Source organism: Pseudokordiimonas caeni (assembly GCF_026719705.1).
Taxonomy (GTDB): domain Bacteria; phylum Pseudomonadota; class Alphaproteobacteria; order Sphingomonadales; family Kordiimonadaceae; genus Gimibacter; species Gimibacter caeni.
Genome location: NZ_JAPPRR010000003.1, coordinates 124609 through 144004, shown reverse-complemented (window position 1 = coordinate 144004; position 19396 = coordinate 124609). Strand labels below are relative to the sequence as shown.

At 62.1% G+C, this 19396-nt stretch carries 19 protein-coding genes; 6 read left to right on the top strand and 13 right to left on the bottom strand.

Going from position 1 to position 19396, the window contains the following annotated elements; translation table 11 throughout:
• Positions 1-5: 5 nt before the first annotated feature.
• From leuB to OU694_RS13845, 9 genes are all read right to left on the bottom strand, one after another.
• Entirely contained in the window at positions 6-1097 is a 1092-nt protein-coding gene (gene leuB / locus OU694_RS13885) for a 3-isopropylmalate dehydrogenase (protein WP_308911612.1), read from the bottom strand.
• Positions 1097-1708: a 3-isopropylmalate dehydratase small subunit gene (gene leuD / locus OU694_RS13880; protein ID WP_308911611.1), complete on the bottom strand. Its 612-nt coding sequence runs from the start codon at positions 1706-1708 to the stop codon at positions 1097-1099. Before leuD ends, leuB begins: the two co-directional genes overlap by 1 nt.
• Positions 1709-1725: 17 nt before the next feature.
• Positions 1726-3126: a 3-isopropylmalate dehydratase large subunit gene (gene leuC, locus OU694_RS13875; RefSeq protein ID WP_308911610.1), complete on the bottom strand. Its 1401-nt coding sequence runs from the start codon at positions 3124-3126 to the stop codon at positions 1726-1728.
• Between the two features lie 274 nt (positions 3127-3400).
• Positions 3401-3769 (bottom strand): 50S ribosomal protein L19, encoded by a 369-nt coding sequence (rplS, locus tag OU694_RS13870; protein ID WP_308911609.1) that lies wholly within the window; start codon positions 3767-3769, stop codon positions 3401-3403.
• A gap of 5 nt (positions 3770-3774) precedes the next feature.
• Entirely contained in the window at positions 3775-4494 is a 720-nt protein-coding gene (gene trmD, locus OU694_RS13865; RefSeq protein WP_308911608.1) for a tRNA (guanosine(37)-N1)-methyltransferase TrmD, read from the bottom strand.
• Positions 4491-5111, bottom strand: coding sequence for a ribosome maturation factor RimM (gene rimM / locus OU694_RS13860; RefSeq protein ID WP_308911607.1), 621 nt, complete (start codon positions 5109-5111; stop codon positions 4491-4493). Before rimM ends, trmD begins: the two co-directional genes overlap by 4 nt.
• 87 nt (positions 5112-5198) lie before the next feature.
• Positions 5199-5645 carry a 30S ribosomal protein S16 gene (rpsP, locus tag OU694_RS13855; protein WP_308911606.1) on the bottom strand — a complete coding sequence of 149 codons (447 nt, stop codon included), beginning with the start codon at positions 5643-5645 and terminating at the stop codon, positions 5199-5201.
• Between the two features lie 94 nt (positions 5646-5739).
• Positions 5740-7107, bottom strand: a complete 1368-nt coding sequence (gene ffh / locus OU694_RS13850; RefSeq protein ID WP_308911605.1) for a signal recognition particle protein — start codon at positions 7105-7107, stop codon at positions 5740-5742.
• Between the two features lie 184 nt (positions 7108-7291).
• A complete protein-coding gene (locus OU694_RS13845; protein ID WP_308911604.1) occupies positions 7292-7726 on the bottom strand; it encodes a response regulator in 435 nt (144 codons plus the stop codon).
• 156 nt (positions 7727-7882) lie between these two features.
• On the opposite strand from OU694_RS13845, the gene OU694_RS13840 reads away from it, so the two are divergent.
• The 6 genes from OU694_RS13840 to OU694_RS13815 all read left to right on the top strand — a co-directional run bounded on the left by OU694_RS13840 (position 7883) and on the right by OU694_RS13815 (position 15034).
• Positions 7883-9349, top strand: coding sequence for an SLC13 family permease (locus tag OU694_RS13840; protein WP_308911603.1), 1467 nt, complete (start codon positions 7883-7885; stop codon positions 9347-9349).
• Between the two features lie 48 nt (positions 9350-9397).
• Positions 9398-10219, top strand: a complete 822-nt coding sequence (dapF, locus tag OU694_RS13835) for a diaminopimelate epimerase (RefSeq protein WP_308911602.1) — start codon at positions 9398-9400, stop codon at positions 10217-10219.
• A complete protein-coding gene (gene mtaB / locus OU694_RS13830; protein WP_308911601.1) occupies positions 10216-11490 on the top strand; it encodes a tRNA (N(6)-L-threonylcarbamoyladenosine(37)-C(2))-methylthiotransferase MtaB in 1275 nt (424 codons plus the stop codon). The genes dapF and mtaB overlap by 4 nt, the downstream gene beginning before the upstream one ends.
• Positions 11491-11584: 94 nt before the next feature.
• On the top strand, positions 11585-12517 hold the full coding sequence (gene ftsY, locus OU694_RS13825) for a signal recognition particle-docking protein FtsY (protein WP_308911600.1): 933 nt from the start codon (positions 11585-11587) through the stop codon (positions 12515-12517).
• A gap of 92 nt (positions 12518-12609) precedes the next feature.
• A complete protein-coding gene (locus OU694_RS13820; RefSeq protein ID WP_308911599.1) occupies positions 12610-13404 on the top strand; it encodes a DUF2189 domain-containing protein in 795 nt (264 codons plus the stop codon).
• A 70-nt stretch (positions 13405-13474) separates the two neighbouring features.
• Complete coding sequence (locus OU694_RS13815; protein ID WP_308911598.1) at positions 13475-15034, top strand: serine hydrolase; 1560 nt, start codon at positions 13475-13477, stop codon at positions 15032-15034.
• On the opposite strand, the gene ccoS is transcribed toward OU694_RS13815, so the two are convergent.
• Genes ccoS through ccoG form a run of 4 tightly spaced genes read right to left on the bottom strand, consistent with a single transcriptional unit; the run spans position 15016 to position 19395 of the window.
• Positions 15016-15201 carry a cbb3-type cytochrome oxidase assembly protein CcoS gene (gene ccoS, locus OU694_RS13810; protein ID WP_308911597.1) on the bottom strand — a complete coding sequence of 62 codons (186 nt, stop codon included), beginning with the start codon at positions 15199-15201 and terminating at the stop codon, positions 15016-15018. The genes OU694_RS13815 and ccoS overlap by 19 nt on opposite strands.
• Positions 15198-17378, bottom strand: coding sequence for a heavy metal translocating P-type ATPase (locus tag OU694_RS13805; RefSeq protein ID WP_308911596.1), 2181 nt, complete (start codon positions 17376-17378; stop codon positions 15198-15200). Before OU694_RS13805 ends, ccoS begins: the two co-directional genes overlap by 4 nt.
• Positions 17379-17395: 17 nt before the next feature.
• Positions 17396-17914 (bottom strand): FixH family protein, encoded by a 519-nt coding sequence (locus tag OU694_RS13800; RefSeq protein WP_308911595.1) that lies wholly within the window; start codon positions 17912-17914, stop codon positions 17396-17398.
• A gap of 5 nt (positions 17915-17919) precedes the next feature.
• On the bottom strand, positions 17920-19395 hold the full coding sequence (gene ccoG, locus OU694_RS13795) for a cytochrome c oxidase accessory protein CcoG (protein WP_308911594.1): 1476 nt from the start codon (positions 19393-19395) through the stop codon (positions 17920-17922).
• Between the last annotated feature and the right edge of the window lies 1 nt (position 19396).

Here is a 19396-nt window from a genome sequence, read left to right as displayed (position 1 = left end):
GTTGTTCAGTTTTTCTGAAGCTCGGCGAGGATAGCGTCGCCCATGCCTTTGGTGCCGACACGGGTCATGCCCTCGCTCATGATATCGCCGGTGCGGAAGCCTGCATTGAGGGCGCCGTCCACGGCTTTCTCAATCCGGTCGGCGGCCTCGCCAAGGCCGAGCGAATAGCGCAGCGCCATCGCCATCGACAGGATCATGGCGATGGGGTTGGCCACACCTTTGCCCGCGATATCGGGGGCCGAGCCATGCACGGGCTCGTAAAGGCCCGGACCACCGTCCCCGAGCGACGCAGACGGCAGCATGCCGAGCGAGCCCGTAAGCATCGCGGCCGCATCCGAAAGGATATCGCCGAACAGGTTATCGGTGAGGATGATGTCATATTGCTTGGGCGCGCGGACAAGCTGCATGGCGCAGTTGTCAGCCAGCACATGCTCAAGCGCCACATCGGGATATTCAGCGTCGCGCAGCTTGGTCACTTCTTCGCGCCACAGCACGCCGGATTCCATCACATTCGCCTTGTCGGCCGACGCCACACGGCTGCCGCGCTTGCGGGCCATTTCGAACGCCACGCGAGCCACTCGGATGATCTCTTTGTCGGTATAGCGCTGGGTATTGATACCCACACGGCCACCTTCCGGCAGGGCCTCGATCCCGCGGGGGGAGCCGAAATACACGCCGCTTGAAAGCTCGCGCACGAAAAGGATATCAAGGCCCGCGACCAGATCGCGCTTCAGGCTGGAGGCATCGGCGAGCGCATCGAAGCAGATGGCAGAGCGCAGGTTGGCGAATACATCAAGTTCCTTGCGGAGCTTCAACAGGCCGGCTTCGGGGCGCTTGTCGTAAGCAACCTTGCCGTCCCACTGCGGCCCGCCGACCGAGCCCATGACGACCGCATCCGAGGCCTTCGCCTTGGAAAGGGTTTCATCCGCGAGCGGCACGCCGTATTTCTCGTAGGCACAACCGCCGATCAGGTCTTCGCTCACATTGAAGGTCACGCCATAGGCGGACGCCGCCCAATCGAGCACGCGGCGGGCCTGGTCCATGATTTCAGGGCCGATGCCATCGCCGGGCAGCAGCAGCAGATTGAAAGTCGTCATCAGGCATTCCCTCCAAACAGCCAGGGCGTCTTCGCGGCCTGTTTGGCCTCATAGGACTTGATAGCCGGGCTTGCTGCCAGCGTCTGGCCGATTTCATCCAGCCCCTCAAGCAGCATTTTCTTGTGCACCGGGTTAAATTCGAACGCGTAATGGGCGTTGCCTGCCGTCACGGTCTGGTCTTCAAGGTCCACCGTGATCGCCACGCCGCCTTCGGCCGCCAGCACAAGCGCGTCGACTTCTTCCTGCTTCAGCGTCACGGTCAGCAGGCCGTTCTTGATGCAGTTGCCGGCGAAAATGTCGGCAAAGCCCGGTGCAATCACCACACGGAAGCCCATGTCGGCAAGCGCCCACGGGGCATGTTCGCGGCTTGACCCGCAACCGAAGTTGCGGCCGGCGATCAGGATTTCGCTGCCCGCATATTTCGGGGCATCGAACACGTTATCGGCGATATGGCTGCCGTCCGCCCGGTAGCGAACGGTTTCAAACGCATGCTTGCCAAGGCCTGAACGCGTGATCGTTTTCAGGTGTTTGGCCGGAATGATGATATCCGTATCCACATTCATCCGCGGGAAGGGCACAGCCTTGGCGGTGACTTTGGTGAAAGCGCGCATGAATCTTCTCCCTTCCCTTAAAACTTGCGGACGTCGACAAAGTGGCCGGCAATGCCTGCCGCCGCCGCCATCGCGGGGCTGACAAGATGCGTGCGCGCACCCGGCCCCTGACGGCCCACAAAGTTGCGGTTCGAGGTGGAAGCCACCCGCTCGCCCGGCCCGGCCTTGTCGGGGTTCATGCCAAGACACATGCTGCAGCCCGGATCGCGCCACTGGAAGCCGGCGTCGGTGAACACACGGTCAAGGCCCTCGGCCTCGGCCTGTTCCTTCACAAGGCCCGAACCCGGCACCACGATCGCCTCGATCACATGGCCCGCGAGCTTGCGGCCCTTGATGACGGCAGCGGCGGCGCGCAGATCCTCGATCCGGCTGTTGGTGCAGGAGCCGATGAACACGCGGTCCACCTTCACGTCGGTCATGGGCTGGCCTTCGCTGAGGCCCATGTATGCGAGTGCCTTTTCAGCCGCGTCGCGCTTGTTCTCGTCTTCGAAGCTCGCGAGTGTGGGCACAGCGCCCGTCACCGGCACCACGTCCTCGGGGCTCGTGCCCCAGGTGACAAGCGGCACGATTTCGGAGCCATCGACCGTCACTTCACGGTCGAACACGGCGCCCGCGTCCGATTTCAGCCCGCGCCAGAAAGCAACGGCCTTGTCCCACGCTTCGCCTTTGGGCGACATGGGGCGGCCTTCCAGATACTCGAACGTCTTGTCATCGGGCGCCACGAGACCTGCGCGCGCACCGGCCTCGATCGCCATATTGCAAACGGTCATCCGGCCTTCCATGGAAAGCGCCTCGATCACCGGGCCTGCATATTCGATCACATGGCCCGTGCCGCCGTTGGTGCCGATTTTGCCGATGATGGCAAGCGCCACATCCTTGGCCGTGCAACCTTCAGGCAGCTCGCCCGTCACCGTGACGCGCATGTTGGCAGCTTTTTTGAGGAGCAGCGTTTGCGTGGCCAGCACATGCTCCACCTCGCTTGTGCCGATACCGAAGGCGAGCGCGCCGAAAGCACCATGCGTGGAGGTGTGGCTGTCGCCGCAAACGAGCGTGACGCCCGGCAGCGTGAAGCCCTGCTCCGGCCCGATCACATGGACGATGCCCTGCCGGCGATCATCCATGGGGATATAATTGAGGCCAAACTCTTTGGCGTTCGCATCCAAAGCGGCAAGCTGGGCGGCAGACATATCGTCCGGGTTCGGCCTGTCGCGGTCTTTCGTCGGCACGTTATGATCGGGTACGGCAAGGATGCTGCTCACACTATGAACGCCGCGGCCGGCCGCGCGCAGGCCATCGAATGCCTGCGGGCTTGTCACTTCATGCACTAGGTGGCGGTCGATATATAGAAGTGCGACGCCCTCGCCCCGGTCTTCAACACGGTGCAGGTCCCAGATCTTGTCATACAGCGTCGTCGCCATCTTCTATCTTCCTCAAACAGTTGTCGGCCCCGTTCAGGCACCCTTGTAAAGGTGTCCGGCTGGCTCTCGCCTATTGAAAGGGATCAGGCCCCTGAAGGCCCGCCCCGGCTTCATATCCGCCCCGGCAAACAAGCGCAACAAAAAATCGCCGGAACGCTGATTGTTGAAATTTATGGAAAGTTTCCATATCCAACAATCCAAACAAAAAGGCCGCCCGGTGGGGCGGCCTTTGCAGTTCTTGCCTTGGAAACCGGGGGCGCCCCGGCCCCTCGCGTTACTTCGTATAGTCGCGCTTCTCGGTAATACGAGCCGCCTTACCACGAAGGTTACGGAGGTAGTAAAGCTTGGCACGGCGCACTTTACCGCGACGGACAACGGTGATACCGGCAACGGTCGGGCCATAAAGCGGGAACACGCGCTCAACGCCTTCGCCATAGGAAATCTTGCGAACGGTGAAGTTCGACGAGATGCCTTTGTTCGAACGGGCGATCACGACGCCTTCGTAAGCCTGGATACGCTCGCGGGTACCCTCGACCACTTTCACGTCGACGCGCACGGTGTCACCAGCCTGGAAGTCCGGAATGGTCTTGCCATCGGTGAGCTTGGCGATTTGTTCTTGCTCGAGTTTTTGAATGATATTCATCTTATTCAGTCCTTTTGTTTCTTGTCCCGGACATAGGTCGACCACAAATCGGGCCGGCGTAACCGGGTGAGCTCTTCACTTTGTTGTCGCCGCCACTCGGCGATTCTCTTGTGGTGCCCACTGGTGAGCACCTCCGGGATTTCCCGGCCTTCCCAGACCACCGGTCTGGTATAGTGCGGATACTCAAGGAGCCCGCACTCGAAACTTTCTTCATGCAGCGTTTCGGCTGCACCCATCACGCCGGGCAGCAACCGCACCACCGCATCCAGCATGGCAATCGCCGCCGGCTCACCGCCCGAGAGGATGAAATCGCCAAGGCTGATTTCTTCCACGCCACGGGCATCCAGCACGCGCTGGTCGACCCCTTCGAAGCGACCGCAGATCAGCGTCACCCCGCCGGCATCCTTCCAGCGCACCGCCTCATTCTGGTCGAAGCGGCGGCCGCGAGGGCTGAGATAAAGGAGCGGCCATTCAGGCGCTGCTTCAGCCCGGGCCGCATCGATCGCCATGCCCAGAATATCGGCGCGGAGCACCATACCGGGGCCGCCCCCGGCTGGGGTGTCGTCCACGGAGCGGTGCTTATCGCTCGAAAAATCCCGGATGTCCAGCGTTTTCAGCGCCCATTTACCCTCATCCAGACCCTTGCCTGCAAGGGACTGGCCAAGGGTTCCCGGAAACATTTCCGGGTAGAGGGTCAAAGCCTGCGCCGTGAACATCGGATTCATGCGTCGTCCCCGTCCTCGCCCTCTTCGGACTCCGGCGCGAACCCGCCTTCTTTCATGGCTTCCACCCAGTCGGCAAAGGCGATGACAACGCGGCTGCCCCTGATATCCACCACGGGCACGAAAATCTTGCGGAAGGGCACGAACGCGAAGCGACCGATGCCCTCGACAGGCGCTTTCAGCACGATCTCGACAAGGTCTTCGGCGCCAAAGTTTTCAACGGCGCGTACGAAGCCGATCTCGGTGCCGTCCTGATCCTCGGCGGTCAGGCCGATGAGGTCAGCGAGGTAAAACTCGTCTTCGTCGGCGAGGTCATCAAGGGCCTCGCGCGGCACGAAAAGCTTGCGGCCCTTCAAGGCCATCGCATCTTCGCGGGTCTTCACCCCCTCGACCGCGACAACGAAGCCGTCGTCCTTGTCGTCGCGCTTCTTCTTCAGCTTCACGAGCGGACCATTGGCGCCGCGGTGCAAGGCCTTGAAGGCGAAAAGGTCGGTCGGGTCTTCGGTGAAGGCGCGGACCTTGATGTCGCCGTGCACACCGTGCGCGGGGCCAAAGGCACCCACACAGACCCAGCCTTCTTCAAGGCCCTGGTTGCGGCGTTCGGTCGAACCGTTGGACATGGCGATCAGATCCCATAGGGGGCCACAAACACATCATGCCGGGGCTGGCCCGGCATGATGGTATTCAGTCGGAAGTCGCAAAAAGCCTCAGGCTTCGGTCGCTTCTTCAGCAGCAGCTTCAGCAGCCGGAGCTTCCTCGGCGGCAGCTTCTTCAACGGCCGGAGCGGCAGCAGCAGCGGCCGCAGCTTCAGCGGCGTCAGCAATCTTCTGGGCTTTCTCTTCAGCGCGCTCGACAGCTTTCTGGCCCGGCTTGCCCTTGTTCGGGTTGTTGCGGGTCTTGGCTTCGATGACGCCGGCCTTTTCGAGAAGGCGGGCAACGCGGTCGGTCGGCTGGGCGCCTTTCGACAGCCAGTGCTGGATGCGCTCGGTCACGAACTGGGCGCGCTGGTCGCTGTCTTTCGGGAGCATCGGGTTGTAGGTGCCGACTTTCTCGATGAACTTGCCATCGCGCGAGGCACGGCTGTCAGCCACGACAACGCGGTAGTAAGGACGCTTCTTCGCGCCACCACGGGCGAGACGGATTGCAATTGCCATTTTAGTCTTCCTTTCAAAGTGCCGTCCTTTTTCCTGATAATTATGGACGGCGGGTCGTTAGGTTAGCGGTCTCTCCTGGCCTCGTGGCGCGAGATCAGGGGAGAAACTTGTCAAAACCCGGTGGCATCGCCCCCGGCATCATCGGCATCCGTCCGGATTTACCCATCTTGGACATCTGCTTCATCATCTTGGCCATCTGCATATGTGCCTTGAGGAGCTTGTTCACCTCGGACACTTCAACACCGGCCCCCGCAGCGATCCGCTTCTTCCTCGAAGCATTCAGCACTTGCGGTTTCTTGCGCTCGGTCGGCGTCATCGAATTGATGATCGCCTCCTGGCGCCGGAATACCTTGTCGTCGATGCTCGCGCCGGCCATCGCCTGCTTGATCTTGCCCATGCCGGGCAGCATCCCGAGGATCGACTGAACGCCGCCAAGCTTCGACATCTGGCGAAGCTGGGTGCGCATGTCATCCAGATCGAATTCGCCCTTGGCCATTTTCTTGGCCATTTTTTCGGCGTCTTCTTTCTCGATCGTCGCTGCCGCCTTCTCGACAAGGCTGACCACGTCGCCCATGCCAAGGATACGGCTTGCCACGCGCTCGGGATGGAAATCCTCAAGCGCGTCCATCTTCTCGCCGAAGCCCGCAAGCTTGATCGGCTTGCCGGTCACGGCGCGCATCGAAAGCGCAGCACCGCCACGGCCGTCGCCGTCCATACGGGTCAGCGCCACGCCGGTGATGCCGACCTCGCCGTCGAACGCCTTGGCCACATTCACCGCGTCCTGACCGGTCAGGCTGTCGGCGACGAGCAGCGTTTCAAGCGGCTGCGACGCATCGCGAACGGCCTTCACCTCGGCCATCAGCTCGGCATCCACGTGCAAGCGGCCGGCAGTATCCAGCATCAGCACGTCGAAGCCCTGCAGGCGCGCGGCATCCATCGCGCGGCGGGTGATATCGACCGGCATCTGGCCCGCAACGATCGGCAACGTCTTCACGCCGATCTGCTCGCCCAGCACCTTCAGCTGCTCCTGTGCGGCCGGGCGGCGGACGTCCAAGGACGCCATCATCACCTTCTTGCCTTCCTTTTCGGTCAGGCGTTTGGCGAGTTTGGCGGTGGTCGTCGTTTTACCCGAGCCCTGCAGACCGACCATCAGGATCACGACAGGCGGCACACCGAGAAGGTTGATGCCGCTGGCTTCAGCACCCAGCATGGCGACAAGTTCGTCATGGACGATCTTGATGACCTGCTGGCCGGGCGTCACCGATTTCAGGACCGACTGGCCAATGGCCTTGTCCTTCACGCGGCTGACGAAATCCTTGACGACGGGCAGTGCCACATCGGCTTCAAGGAGGGCGACCCGGACTTCCCGAAGCGCGTCGGAAACATCCGATTCCTTCAGCGCGCCACGGCGCTTCAGGCCATCGAAAATTCCGCTCAACCGTTCGGAAAGGCTATCGAACATAGGGTCGCGTATCCTTGACTAAACTCTTGTTTCAACACCCGAAAAACCGGCACAGACCAAACCAAGCAGTAATGGCACCAGTGTGCGAAACTCGCTGACTGGTGGGCACCCTCGGGCGCGCGATGGTCTATGGGCTTCTCAGGAAGCGGAGCCGGAAGTAAGCCAGAACGGCAGCAGAGTCAAGTCAGGCCTTGCTTTCCATCGCTTTTTCGATGGCGGAGAAAAGCGCCTCGCGGCTGATCGGCTTCCCGATCACGCCGTCGATCCCGACATTCAGATATTGTTCCATGTCGTCGTCCGACACATTGGCGGTGAAGGCGAGGATGCAGACGTTGCCGCGTGTGCCCTCGATCGAGCGGATGCCCTCGGCGGCCTCGACCCCGCTCATCCCCGGCATCTTGATATCCATCAGCACGAGATCAAAAGGCTGCTTGCTGAAGCGCACGGCATCAATGGCGTCGAATCCGTTCGACACCATATTCACCTCGAAATTCCCAAGTTCAAGGAAACGGCGGATAAGGGCCTGATTGATCTTGTTGTCTTCGGCAACCAGCACCCTGCAGGAGCGCTTTGCAACTTCGGGGTAGCGTGGCACCTCGACTGGTTCGAGAGATTCCATATAGCCTGGCCTTAAACTCTATACTCAACCCCCGCTGTGCACTTTACCCTAAGCTGTGCCTGACGCCAACAGGCTTCTGCCGGCCCTGCTTCCACGCGGGCTTGATCGGCGCGACCCTTGCCCCTAGTGTCGGCCCGTGAGGGGAGATTTGCATCGATGACAAGCCAACAGGCGCCGGCCGCCGCAGCCGACCGTCCGCTTTACCAACGCATCGGCCTCGTGGCCGGGCCGCTTCTCTTTGCGCTGATCCTCCTGATGGATGCGCCCGAGGGGATGAGCAACACCGCATGGAAGACTGTCGCCGTCGCCACATTGATGGCGGCCTGGTGGGCGACCGAAGCGATCCCCCTGCCGGTGACGAGTCTGTTGCCCATCGTGATGCTGCCGATGCTCGATGTCGTGCCGATGAAGGCGGCGACCGGGCCTTACGCGGCACCCGTCATCTTCCTTCTGATGGGCGGTTTCATCGCGGCGATGGCGATGCAGCGATGGCACCTGCACCGGCGAATCGCGCTCGCCATCCTCTCGCTTGCCGGCGACAAGCCGGGCGCCCTGATCGGTGGCTTCATGGCCACCTCCGCGATCCTTTCCATGTGGATTTCGAACACGGCAACCGCGCTTCTCGTGGTGCCCATCGCCATTTCGGTGGCGGAAACCATCCTCGGGCCCCGCGTGGAAGGCCACCGTTTCCTGATCGCACTGCTGATCGGCTGCGCCTGGTCGGCCTCCATCGGCGGCCTTGGCACCTATATTGGCACCCCGCCCAACCTGTTTGTTAAAGGCTTCATCCTTGACGCCACCGGCCGCGACATCCAGTTCCTTGAGTGGATGGCCTTCGCCATTCCCGTCGTTGCCGTCATGGTACCACTGGCGTGGTTCGTGCTGACCCGTATCTGTTTTCGTTTCGATTCCGAAACAGCAACGGGTGGTGCGGCTGTCATTGCCGATGAACGCGCCGCCATCGGCGGCTGGACGAAACCGGAGCGCCGCGTTGCCCTCGTGATGGGTGCCATGGCCTTCGCCTGGAGCTTCCTGCCCTTCTTCAAGGATGTCCTGCCCTTCCTGTCGGGCGTCGACGATACCCATGTGGCGGTTGCGGGTGCCATTGCCATGTTCCTTGTGCCGTCGGGCAACCGGGACGGCAACATGCTCCTCGACTGGCCGACTGCGGTGCGCCTGCCGTGGGGGGTGATCCTCTTGTTCGGTGGCGGGCTCAGTCTTGCCGCTGCCGTGCAGGCGACCGGCCTTGCCGAATGGCTCGGCACCAGCATGAGCGGCATCACGGCCGCGCCGCTCATCCTCATCATGTTCTCGGTGACACTGTTGGTGATCTTCCTGACGGAACTGACCAGCAACACCGCAACCGTGGCCGCCCTTGTGCCGATCATGGCCGCATTGGCGGCGAGCGCACATATCGATCCCCTTTATCTGGCGGCCCCCGTGGCGCTGGCGGGATCATCCGCCTTCATGCTGCCGGTGGCGACAGGGCCAAATGCGGTGGTCTTCACCACGGGATACCTGCATGTGCCGGACATGGTGAAGGCGGGGCTGATCATGAATGTCCTCGGCACATTCGTCATTACCGGGCTCTGCTTCTGGCTGTTGCCAATCATCTTCCCCTGAAGATTCTGTCAATAGACTCTTCACCCCTGCGGCTTTATAAGCACGCGCATGAGTGAACGCGCGCCACATACGCCTTTTCTGAAGATGCATGGCCTCGGCAATGACTTTGTCATTTTCGATGCGCGTCGTCGCACGCTCGATTTCGATGCCGGCCTCGTGCGCCGGCTGGCGAGCCGGCGGCGTGGCATCGGGTTCGACCAGATGATCGTGCTGCGCCCGTCCACCAGGGCAGACGCCTTCATGGAAATCTGGAATGCCGACGGCAGCGAGGTCGCGGCCTGCGGCAATGCCACGCGCTGCGTGGGCAAACTGCTGATCGCTGAACATGGCGGCGACAAGGCGACGATCGAAACGAAAGCGGGGCTGCTGTCCGCCGTGCGTGCGGACGAACGGATCAGCGTCAACATGGGCCCTGCGCGGCTGGACTGGCAGGAAATCCCCCTGGCGCACGCCGCCGACACGCTGCATATCCCCTATGCGATGGGCATGCTGGATGATCCGGTTGCCGTGAACATGGGCAACCCGCATGTGGTGTTCTTTGTGGAGGACGCCGATGCCGTGCCGCTTGGTGAACTCGGCCCCCAGATCGAAACCGATCCCCTGTTCCCCGAACGGACGAACGTGTCGGTCGCCAGCGTGAAGAACGGCCATATCCGCCTGCGCGTCTGGGAACGCGGGGCCGGCATCACCGAAGCCTGCGGCACCGCCGCGTGTGCTGCCACCGTTGCCGCTTTCCGCCGCGGTCTCACTGACCGGCATGCGACCGTCGAACTGGACGGCGGCACACTTGAAGTCGTCTGGCTGCCCGATGGCAGCGTGCAGATGACCGGCGACGCCGTGCTCACTTACGCGGGCGAGGTAGCGCTGTGAGCGAGAAAGTGGACATCGTCACCTTCGGCTGCCGCCTCAACGCTTATGAAAGCGAAGTGATGCGCCGCCACGCCGAAGCCGCGGGCCTTGAGGATATCATCATCATCAATACCTGCGCGGTGACCGCCGAGGCGACCCGTCAGGCCCGCCAGTCGATCCGCAAGCTGAAGCGCGAGCGCCCGGACGCCAAAATCGTTGTCACCGGCTGCGCGGCGCAGGTCGACCCCGGCCAGTTCGCCAGCATGGAAGAAGTGACAAGCGTGATCGGCAATCAGGAGAAGCTCGAGGCCAAGTCCTTCGCCTCGCTCGCCACCAACGGGCTTGAGCGTGTGGCGGTAAACGATATCTTCTCGGTGAAGGAAACCGCCGGCCACCTGATCGACGGCTTCGGCGAGCGCGCCCGCGCGTTTGTGCAGATCCAGAACGGCTGCAACCACCGCTGCACCTTCTGCATCATCCCCTATGGCCGCGGCAACAGCCGCTCGGTTCCTATGGGTGAGGTGATCGACCAGATCAAACGCCTCACTGATCGTGGCTTCAAGGAAGTGGTGCTGACGGGCGTCGACATCACCTCGTTCGGCGAGGACCTGCCGGGCACGCCGTCCCTCGGCGCGCTTGTGCAGAAAATCCTGAAACTGGTACCGGACCTGCCCCGCCTGCGGATATCGTCGATCGACAGTATCGAGGTCGACGAGCCACTGTATGACGCCATCACCGGCGACGCCCGCGTGATGCCGCACCTGCATCTGTCGCTGCAGGCGGGCGACAATATGATCCTGAAGCGGATGAAACGCCGGCACTTGCGCGAAGATGCCATCGAGTTCGCGACCCGCGTGCGTGCCCACCGCCCCGATATGGTGTTCGGCGCCGATATCATCGCCGGTTTCCCGACCGAGACCGAAGGGATGTTCGAAAATTCGCTGAAGCTTGTGGACGAGTGCAACCTCACCTGGCTGCATGTCTTCCCCTATTCCGAACGCGAAGGCACACCCGCCGCCCGCATCCCCGATCAGGTACCCAAGCAGATCCGCAAGGACCGCGCGGCCCGCCTGCGTGCGGCTGGCGAGAAAAAGGTCGCCGAGCTTTTCGCCGCAAGTGTCGGCCGCGAAGCCATGGTGCTGGTGGAGCGCTCCGATGCCGATGGCAAAGCAACCGGCCACAGCGAACAATTCATCCCCGTCGTCCTCGACCGCCCGGCCGAGCCCGGCGATCTGGTGAAAGTGCGCCTCTCCGCGCTTTCGGATGCCGTGATGGCGGGCACAACAGTTTAAGCCGTCACGCCGGGCTTGACCCGGCATCCAGCATGTTGCAACACCCTCTGGACGCTGGATCAGGTCCGGCGTAACGAAGGACCAAAGGATTTCCATGTCGGACACGCAGAAGAAAAGCTGGTTCCAGCGCCTGAAGGATGGCCTCAAACGCTCCACGGGTGCAATCTCGACAGGCATCGGCAACATCTTCACCAAGCGCAAGCTGGATGACGACACGCTTGAAGAGCTGGAAGACCTGCTGATCACCGCTGATCTTGGCGTGTCGGTGGCAGGCAAGCTCACCAAGGCGCTCGCCAAGGGTCGCTACGACAAGGAAATCGATGAGGAAGAGGTGAAAACCGTCCTCGCCGCCGAGATCGAGGCAATGCTGGCGCCGGTCGCCAAGCCGCTTGATGTGAACAAAGGCCATAAGCCCCATGTGATCCTGATGACCGGGGTGAACGGGGCGGGCAAAACCACCACCATCGGCAAACTGGCCAAGCAATATCGCGACGCCGGCAAGCGCGTGATGATGGCCGCCGGCGATACGTTCCGCGCCGCCGCCGTTGAGCAGCTTGTGGTGTGGGGCGAGCGCGCAGGTGTGCCTGTTATCACCAAGGAAATCGGGTCGGACGCTGCTGCCCTTGCCTTCGAGGCGGTGGAGCGCGCCATTCAAGAAGGCGTCGATGTGCTGCTGATCGACACCGCCGGCCGTCTGCAGAACCGCCGCGAACTGATGGATGAACTGGCAAAGGTCGTTCGCGTGATCGGCAAGAAGCTCGACGGCGCCCCGCACGATACCGTCATCGTGCTCGATGCCACCACAGGCCAGAATGCGCTGCATCAGGTGGAGGTTTTCAAGGAAATCGCCAAGCTGACCGGCATCGTGATGACGAAGCTGGATGGCACCGCGCGCGGCGGCGTTCTGGTCGCCTGCGCCGAGAAATTCAGCCTGCCTGTCCATGCCATTGGCGTGGGCGAGGGGATCGAGGACCTGCAGCCCTTCTCCCCCCGCGATTTCGCCCGCATGATCGTCGGACTGGAATAAGACAAAGCCCCTCCTCCCTTTGCGGCAAATCAAAAAATTGCCGCCGGCTTGGGTTAGAGTTACCCTCAAGGTGAACTCTGGGAGGGGTAGACATGAGCACCAGCACAACCAATCTGTCGAAGCAGCCGATCACCGGCCCGGCGCTGAACCACATCACGCTTGAAAGCCCGTGGAAATGGCTTGCCGCCGGCTGGAAGGACCTTTGGGCCAACGCCAGCCTCAGCCTGATGTATGGCGCACTGTTTGCCGGCGTTGCCGTGCTTCTGTTCTTCGGGCTGATGTCGGTGGATATGACGGCGCTCATCCTCGTGCTCGCCGCCGGCTTCCTGCTCTTGGGCCCGATGCTCGCCGTCGGGCTTTATGAAGCGAGCTGGCGGATGGAAACCGGCCGTCCCGTCACCTTCGCCGACATGCTGATCGTGCGCACCAAGTCGCCCGTGCAGCTTGCCTATATCGGCCTCACGCTCGCCTTCATGTTCCTTGCGTGGGTGCGGATCGCGTCGCTCCTTTACGCCATCATGTGGGGGGACCAGCCTTTCCCGCCGATTGATGATTTCATCCCCACACTGCTGAATACCGCGCGCGGGGCGATCATGCTGGCGCTTGGCACCATCATCGGCGGCGCCATCGCCTTTGCCGTGTTTGCGGTGAGCGTGATTTCGGTACCGATGCTGGCGCACCGCAACACCGATTTCATGACGGCCATCATCACCTCGATCCGGGCCGTGCGCGAAAACTTTTGGCCCATGGCGCTCTGGGCATGGCTGATCGCGCTTCTCTCGGCCTTCGGCATTGCGTTCCTGTTCGTCGGCCTCGTGATTGTGTTCCCGCTTGTGGGCCACGCCACGTGGCATGCCTACCGCGATCTCGTAACGGCGAACGACTGAACGAATTGCAGATAGCCTTTGGCTTAGGCCGCCGCTAATCTTCCCCCACAGCTTTTGTGGGGGAATTTTCATGCGCCAGACCATCCTTGGTGCCGCGTTCGTTGCGGTGCTTGCCATCCCGTCCCATGCGGACGACGCCCTTCCGTTCAAGGAAGCCGATCTTGACGCCAGCGTCGCGGCCGCCATGCAGGCCTTTGAAACACCCGGCGTATCCATCGGCGTGGTGAAAGACGGCAAGCTCGTCTTTTCCAAAGGCTATGGCATTGCCAATGTGGAAACAGGTGCGCCCGTCACGCCCGATACGATCTTCGGCATCGCCTCGCACACCAAGGCCTACACCGCAGCGGCCCTTGCCATGCTGATCGATGAAGGCAAGCTCAGCTGGAACGACCGGGTGATCGACCATATCCCCGAGTTCCGCATGTCGGACGCGTGGGTGACCCGCGAGTTTACCATCAAGGATCTTCTGACCCACCGGTCGGGGCTCGACCTTGGCGCCGGCGACCTGCTCATTTTCCCCGAGGTGGAAACCGGCCGTGACGAGATCATCAAAGCGATGCGGCACCTGAAGCCGGTCTCGTCCTTCCGCGACAAATATGATTACGATAACCTCCTCTACATCATCGCGGGCGAAGTCGTCGGTCGTGTGTCCGGCATGCCATGGGAAGACTTTATCGAGAAGCGCATCTTTGCGCCCCTCCATATGGACAGCTGCCGCGCGCTGCCCGAGAACCTGCCGGCAGATGCCCCGCGCGCCTATCCGCACATGACGGTGGACGGCAAACTGACCGTCACCAAATTCGACAAGGGCGACCCGACAACAGCGGCGGGCGCCATCAATTGTTCGCTCACCGACCACGCCAAATGGGTGGCCGTGCAGCTGAACGGTGGCAAGATGGCCGACGGCACCCCGCTGTTCTCGGAAGCGCGCCATAAGGAAATGTGGACGCCGATCACCCCGCTGGGCGGCGATGCCTTCGGTCGCCCGCCCTATAACACCCACTTCAAATCCTATGGCCTTGGCTGGTTCCTTGATGACATGAACGGCCAGCTGCATGTCTATCACTCGGGCGGGCTCATTGGCATGGTGACCTATACGAACCTGCTGCCTGAGGAAAATCTCGGCGTCATCGTCTTCACCAACAATATGAACGGCTACACGATGCGTTCGCTGACGAACGAGCTTCTGGACGCTTATCTTGGCGTTGATAATGGCGACTGGGTCGAGCAATCGAAAAAGGATTATGCCGAACGGCTGGCAAACGCCGACAAGGTGGTGGCGGAAGCCAAGGCCGTAGCCAGCGGCGCCAAGTCGAAAGCCCAGAAGGCCGATGCCTACACCGGCACCTACCGCGATGCCTGGTACGGCGACATGGTGGTGACGGCCGAGAAGGGCAAGCTTCGGATGACTTCAAAACGCAGCGCGCAACTGAAGGGCGACATGGTGCATTTCAACCGCGACACCTTCATCGTGCGCTGGGATGACCGCACCCTTGATGCTGATGCCTATGCCACCTTCCAGTTCGGCCCGGACGGCAAGCCGACGAAAGTCGAAATGAAGCCGGTCTCACCGCTCACAGACTTCTCGTTCGATTTCCAGCATCTGGATCTTCAGCGGGTTGCTGACTGATCGCTGTCTTTACCTTCGGGCGCATCCTCTTCATCATCGATGAGGATGCGTTCGGCGGCGCCGTCCAGATCATCGAACTGGCCGGACTTCATCGACCAGAGGAAGGCGGCAAGGCCAAGCCCGCCCAGAAACAAGGCGATAGGGATGAGGAACAAAAGGGCGCTCATGCAGCTTCCTCCCCCGCTTTGGCGCGCCTGAGCCGAAGCGCATTTGCCACCACCACGATAGACGAACCCGACATGGCAATCGCCGCCACCATCGGCGTCACATGGCCCAGTACGGCAAGCGGCACGGCGATCACATTATAGCCGATGGCGAGGCCAAAGTTTTCGAGCGTCAGCCGCTTGGTGCGCTTTGCGATCGACAGAAGCAGCGTGACAGCCTTCAGGCTCTTGCCCTGAAACACAAAGTCCGCCGCCGTCTGCGTGACATCCGAGCCGGACGCCGGCGAAATGGAAACATGTGCTGCCCGCAGGGCCGGCGCGTCATTGAGCCCGTCACCGACCATCAACACCTGCGCCCCCTTGGCTTTCAGTTCTTCCAGGGCCGCTATCTTGTCGTCAGGGTGGCAGCCGCCGCGCCAGTCAGCGATGCCAAGCTCGCCCGCGACCTTTTCGGCGACCTCCGCCCGGTCACCAGAGAGGAGCATAACATGGATGCCCTGCGCCTTGAGCGTCGCGATGGCTTCAGCCGCACCGGGGCGGATATCATCGGCGAAGGCGAAATGCACGGGGGCAGCGTCCCCGCGTTTCAGCCAGAGTTCCGGGCCGGTTGCGGGGAGGGCATCGTCGCCGACCCCCACATGCTTGCGGCTGCCAAGGCGCACTTCGCTGCCCTGATGGAAACCGACGATGCCCGCACCCGGTATCTCGCGCACGTCATCGAACATCGGCATGCGGCCCTTCGATGCCGCCTTGTTGACAGCAACCGCCAGCGGGTGGCGACTGGCGGCGGCAAGCCCGCCTGCGAAGGCAAGATCGGCGGAGGCGATGGCGGTGGGATCAAGCAGTGTCAACTCCCCCATCGTCAGCGTGCCGGTTTTGTCGAACACGACCGTATCGATGGTGGCAAGGCGCTCAAGCCCGTCTGCCGCCTTGATCAGCACCCCTGCCATCAGGAGCCGCCCGGCAGCCACCACCTGCACCACGGGTACTGCAAGGCCAAGCGCACAGGGGCAGGTGATGATCAGCACCGCGATGGCGCGCATCAGGCCGGTATGGGCGTCCAGAAGCCCCCACCATGTGAGGAAGGTGATCGCGGCAAGAACGTGAACAACCGGGGCATACAGCCGGGCCAGCCTGTCAGCGAGCCGCACGAAGCGCCCCCGGCCCTGTTCGGCGGCTTCCATCAGGCGGACAATTTCAGCAAGCAGCGTGCTTTCACCGCGCCCTTCGACCCGTACCTTGATCGGGGCATTCAGGTTCAGCGTGCCCGCAAACACCTTGGTGCCCTTGCCCGCCGTCACCGGCATGGTTTCCCCGGTCACGAGCGAGGCGTCGATATCGCTGGTGCCGTCCTCGACGACGCCATCCACCGGCACGCGCATGCCGGTGGCGACAAGCACGAGTGCGCCTTTTTCCACCTCGTCCGCCGGCATGGTCCGGTGGGTGCCATCGGCTTCGATCACCGTGGCGGGCACAGCCTTCAGCGCCAGCAGGTTCTGGGCGGCGTCTGACGCCTTCGCGCGCATCCGGTGATCGAGATACCGACCGATCAGCAGGAAGAAGAGCAACATCACACCGGCATCGAAATAGACATGCTCGGCCCCGCGCATGGCCTCCCCGATGCTGGCGAAATAGGACAGGATCACCGCAAGCGAAATCGGCACATCCATGTTGGTGTGGCCGGTGCGCAGAACTTCCCAAGCGCTTCGGAAGAAGGGCTGGCCGGCCACCGAAATGCCGAGAAGGGCGATGAGCGCCGACACCCAGTGGAACAGCCCGCGCGTGCCCATATCCATCTCGCTGCCGTCCCATACGGACACCGAAAAGAGCATGATATTCATGGTGGCAAAACCGGCAACCGCGAGCGCAATCAGCAGCCGGCGGGCCTCGCGGTCCGTGCCCGCCTTGTCGACCGCTGCCCGGAAGGGTGTGGCCGGAAAACCGAGCGCGCCAAGCTTGCCGACAAGCCCGTCAAGATCGAGCGCCTTGGGGTTGAAGCGCACGCTGACCCGGTGGGTCGTCAGGTTCGCCCGTGCGCGGTCGATCCCGGCTTCGCCGCCAAGCCCCTTCTCGATCCGGGCGATGCAGGCCGCACAGTGCATGGAAGGCACCAGAAGCTCAGCTTCCGCGAGTCCCCCCTCCACAGGGCGGATATAGGGATTGAGAACAGCTTCACTCATAACGTTTCAGCGACCGCCTATTCACAGCGGATCGGCATGTTTTCGCCGATCATCACGGCATCGTCCTGCCGGAAGACGACCTGCCCGTCGCGCTCGAACTCGGTGCGCAGGCGCCAGCAGCCTTCAAGCGGCATTTTCGCCACGCCTTCATAGCGGCCTTCACCGGTTGGCTGCAGGGTGATGATCTCGTCCAGATCCTGCCGCGCCGGGCGGCGCACCAGCACCTTTCCTTCGCGGAAGAATACGGGGTCGTCCGCCTTGTCGCGCAGGCGCACAGCGATTTTCACCTGCCCCGGCCCGCCGACGGTCGAAAGCCCAAGGCGCCAGCCAAGCGCCGCCTGCGTTTTTGCTGATTCGATCTCGCGGTTATAGTCGCGGCCGCGCTTGTAGGCCTCGTCCGTTTCAAGGCCTGAGAAGCTGTCGATCGCTTCAAAGACCATCATCCCGTTGGCGAAAAAGACGACGCCGAAGAAGGCAAGGATGGCAATCAGCGCATGGCGGCCGGTGAACCGGCCTTTTTCTTGAGGCTCCGACATGGAAATCATGACCTTGGTCCGTTGAAGGGGGCATTCTGCCGCGAGATGACATGGCCGTCCATATCGACAATCTCGAAAGTGATTTCGCCTTTGCCAGATGTCAGTACACCCTCGCCTATCGCTTCTGCCGGCAGCACAGCAAACACCTTGAAGGCAGCCGAATCGTCAGGCGGCAGGCTGACCTGCAATTCCTTGCCTTCCGCATGGTCGGTCGACCGCAGCGTCAGCCCCTTCAGGCCGCTCGCCCGGATCGTCAGCGGCCGATCGGCATGCTGCTTGTTCATCAGGCGGATCACATAGCCGTTCCGCACATCGCCCGAAGACAGGCGGACGAAAAGCGGGTTCCGGTCCTTGATGATATTCACGTCAAGGTCCGCCCGGACAATGAGCGAGGCGAGCATGATGCCGCCCACAAGCACAATAAGACCCATATAGATGAAGGTACGGGCGCGGAAAATGAGGCCCGTGCCTTTCTTCGTCACGTGCTCCTCGGGCGCGTAGCGGATCAGGTTGCGGGGCCGGTCGATCTTGTCCATCACACCGTTGCAGGCATCAACGCACAGCGCGCACTGGATGCATTCAAGCTGGAAGCCGTCGCGGATATCGATACCTGTGGGGCACACGGCCACGCACTGTTTGCAATCGATGCAGTCGCCCAGCACTTCGCCCGCCGCTGCCGCCTTCAGGCTGCCGCGCGGTTCGCCGCGTTTCTTGTCGTAGGAAACAAGCAGGGTGTTTTCATCGACAAGCGCGCCCTGGATACGCGGCCACGGGCACATGTAAATGCACACCTGCTCCCGCGCGATGCCGCCCAGAAGATAGGTCGAGAAGGTGAGACCGCCTGCGAACAGATAGCTTGTAAGCGGCGCGGTGCCGGTGAGGAATTGTTTGGCGAGCGTCGGGGCATCGCCGAAATAGAAGACGAAGGCGCCGCCGGTAAGTGCGGCCACCACAAGCCACGCAAGATGCGTCGACACCTTCAGCAAAAGCTTCTTCACGCCCCACGGCGATTTGTCGAGCTTCATACGCTGGTTCCGGTCGCCCTGTATCCAGCGTTCGATATGAACAAAGAGGTCAGTCCAGACCGTTTGCGGGCAGGCATAGCCGCACCAGGCACGGCCGATGGCCGATGTGGTGAGGAAAAGCCCGAGGGCGGCGAGGATCAGGAGGCCGGTCGCGTAGTAAACCTCCTGCGCCCAGATCTCGAGCCCGAAGAAATAGGCCTTGCGGGTCGGGAAATCGATCAGGAAGGCCTGATCGGGCACACCGGGGCCGCGATCGAACCTGATCCACGGCAGCAGATAGTAAACCGAGAGCGTCAGGGCCATCACGACCCATTTGATCATCCGGAACTGGCCGTACACCCGCCGCGGGTAGACCTTCTTGCGGTCGGCATAAAGCTGGTCGCGCTGGTCAGCACGGTTGACGGCTGCGGCATCCGGGGTGCCGAGGGGGCTATTGATCGGATTCAGTTTTTCCATG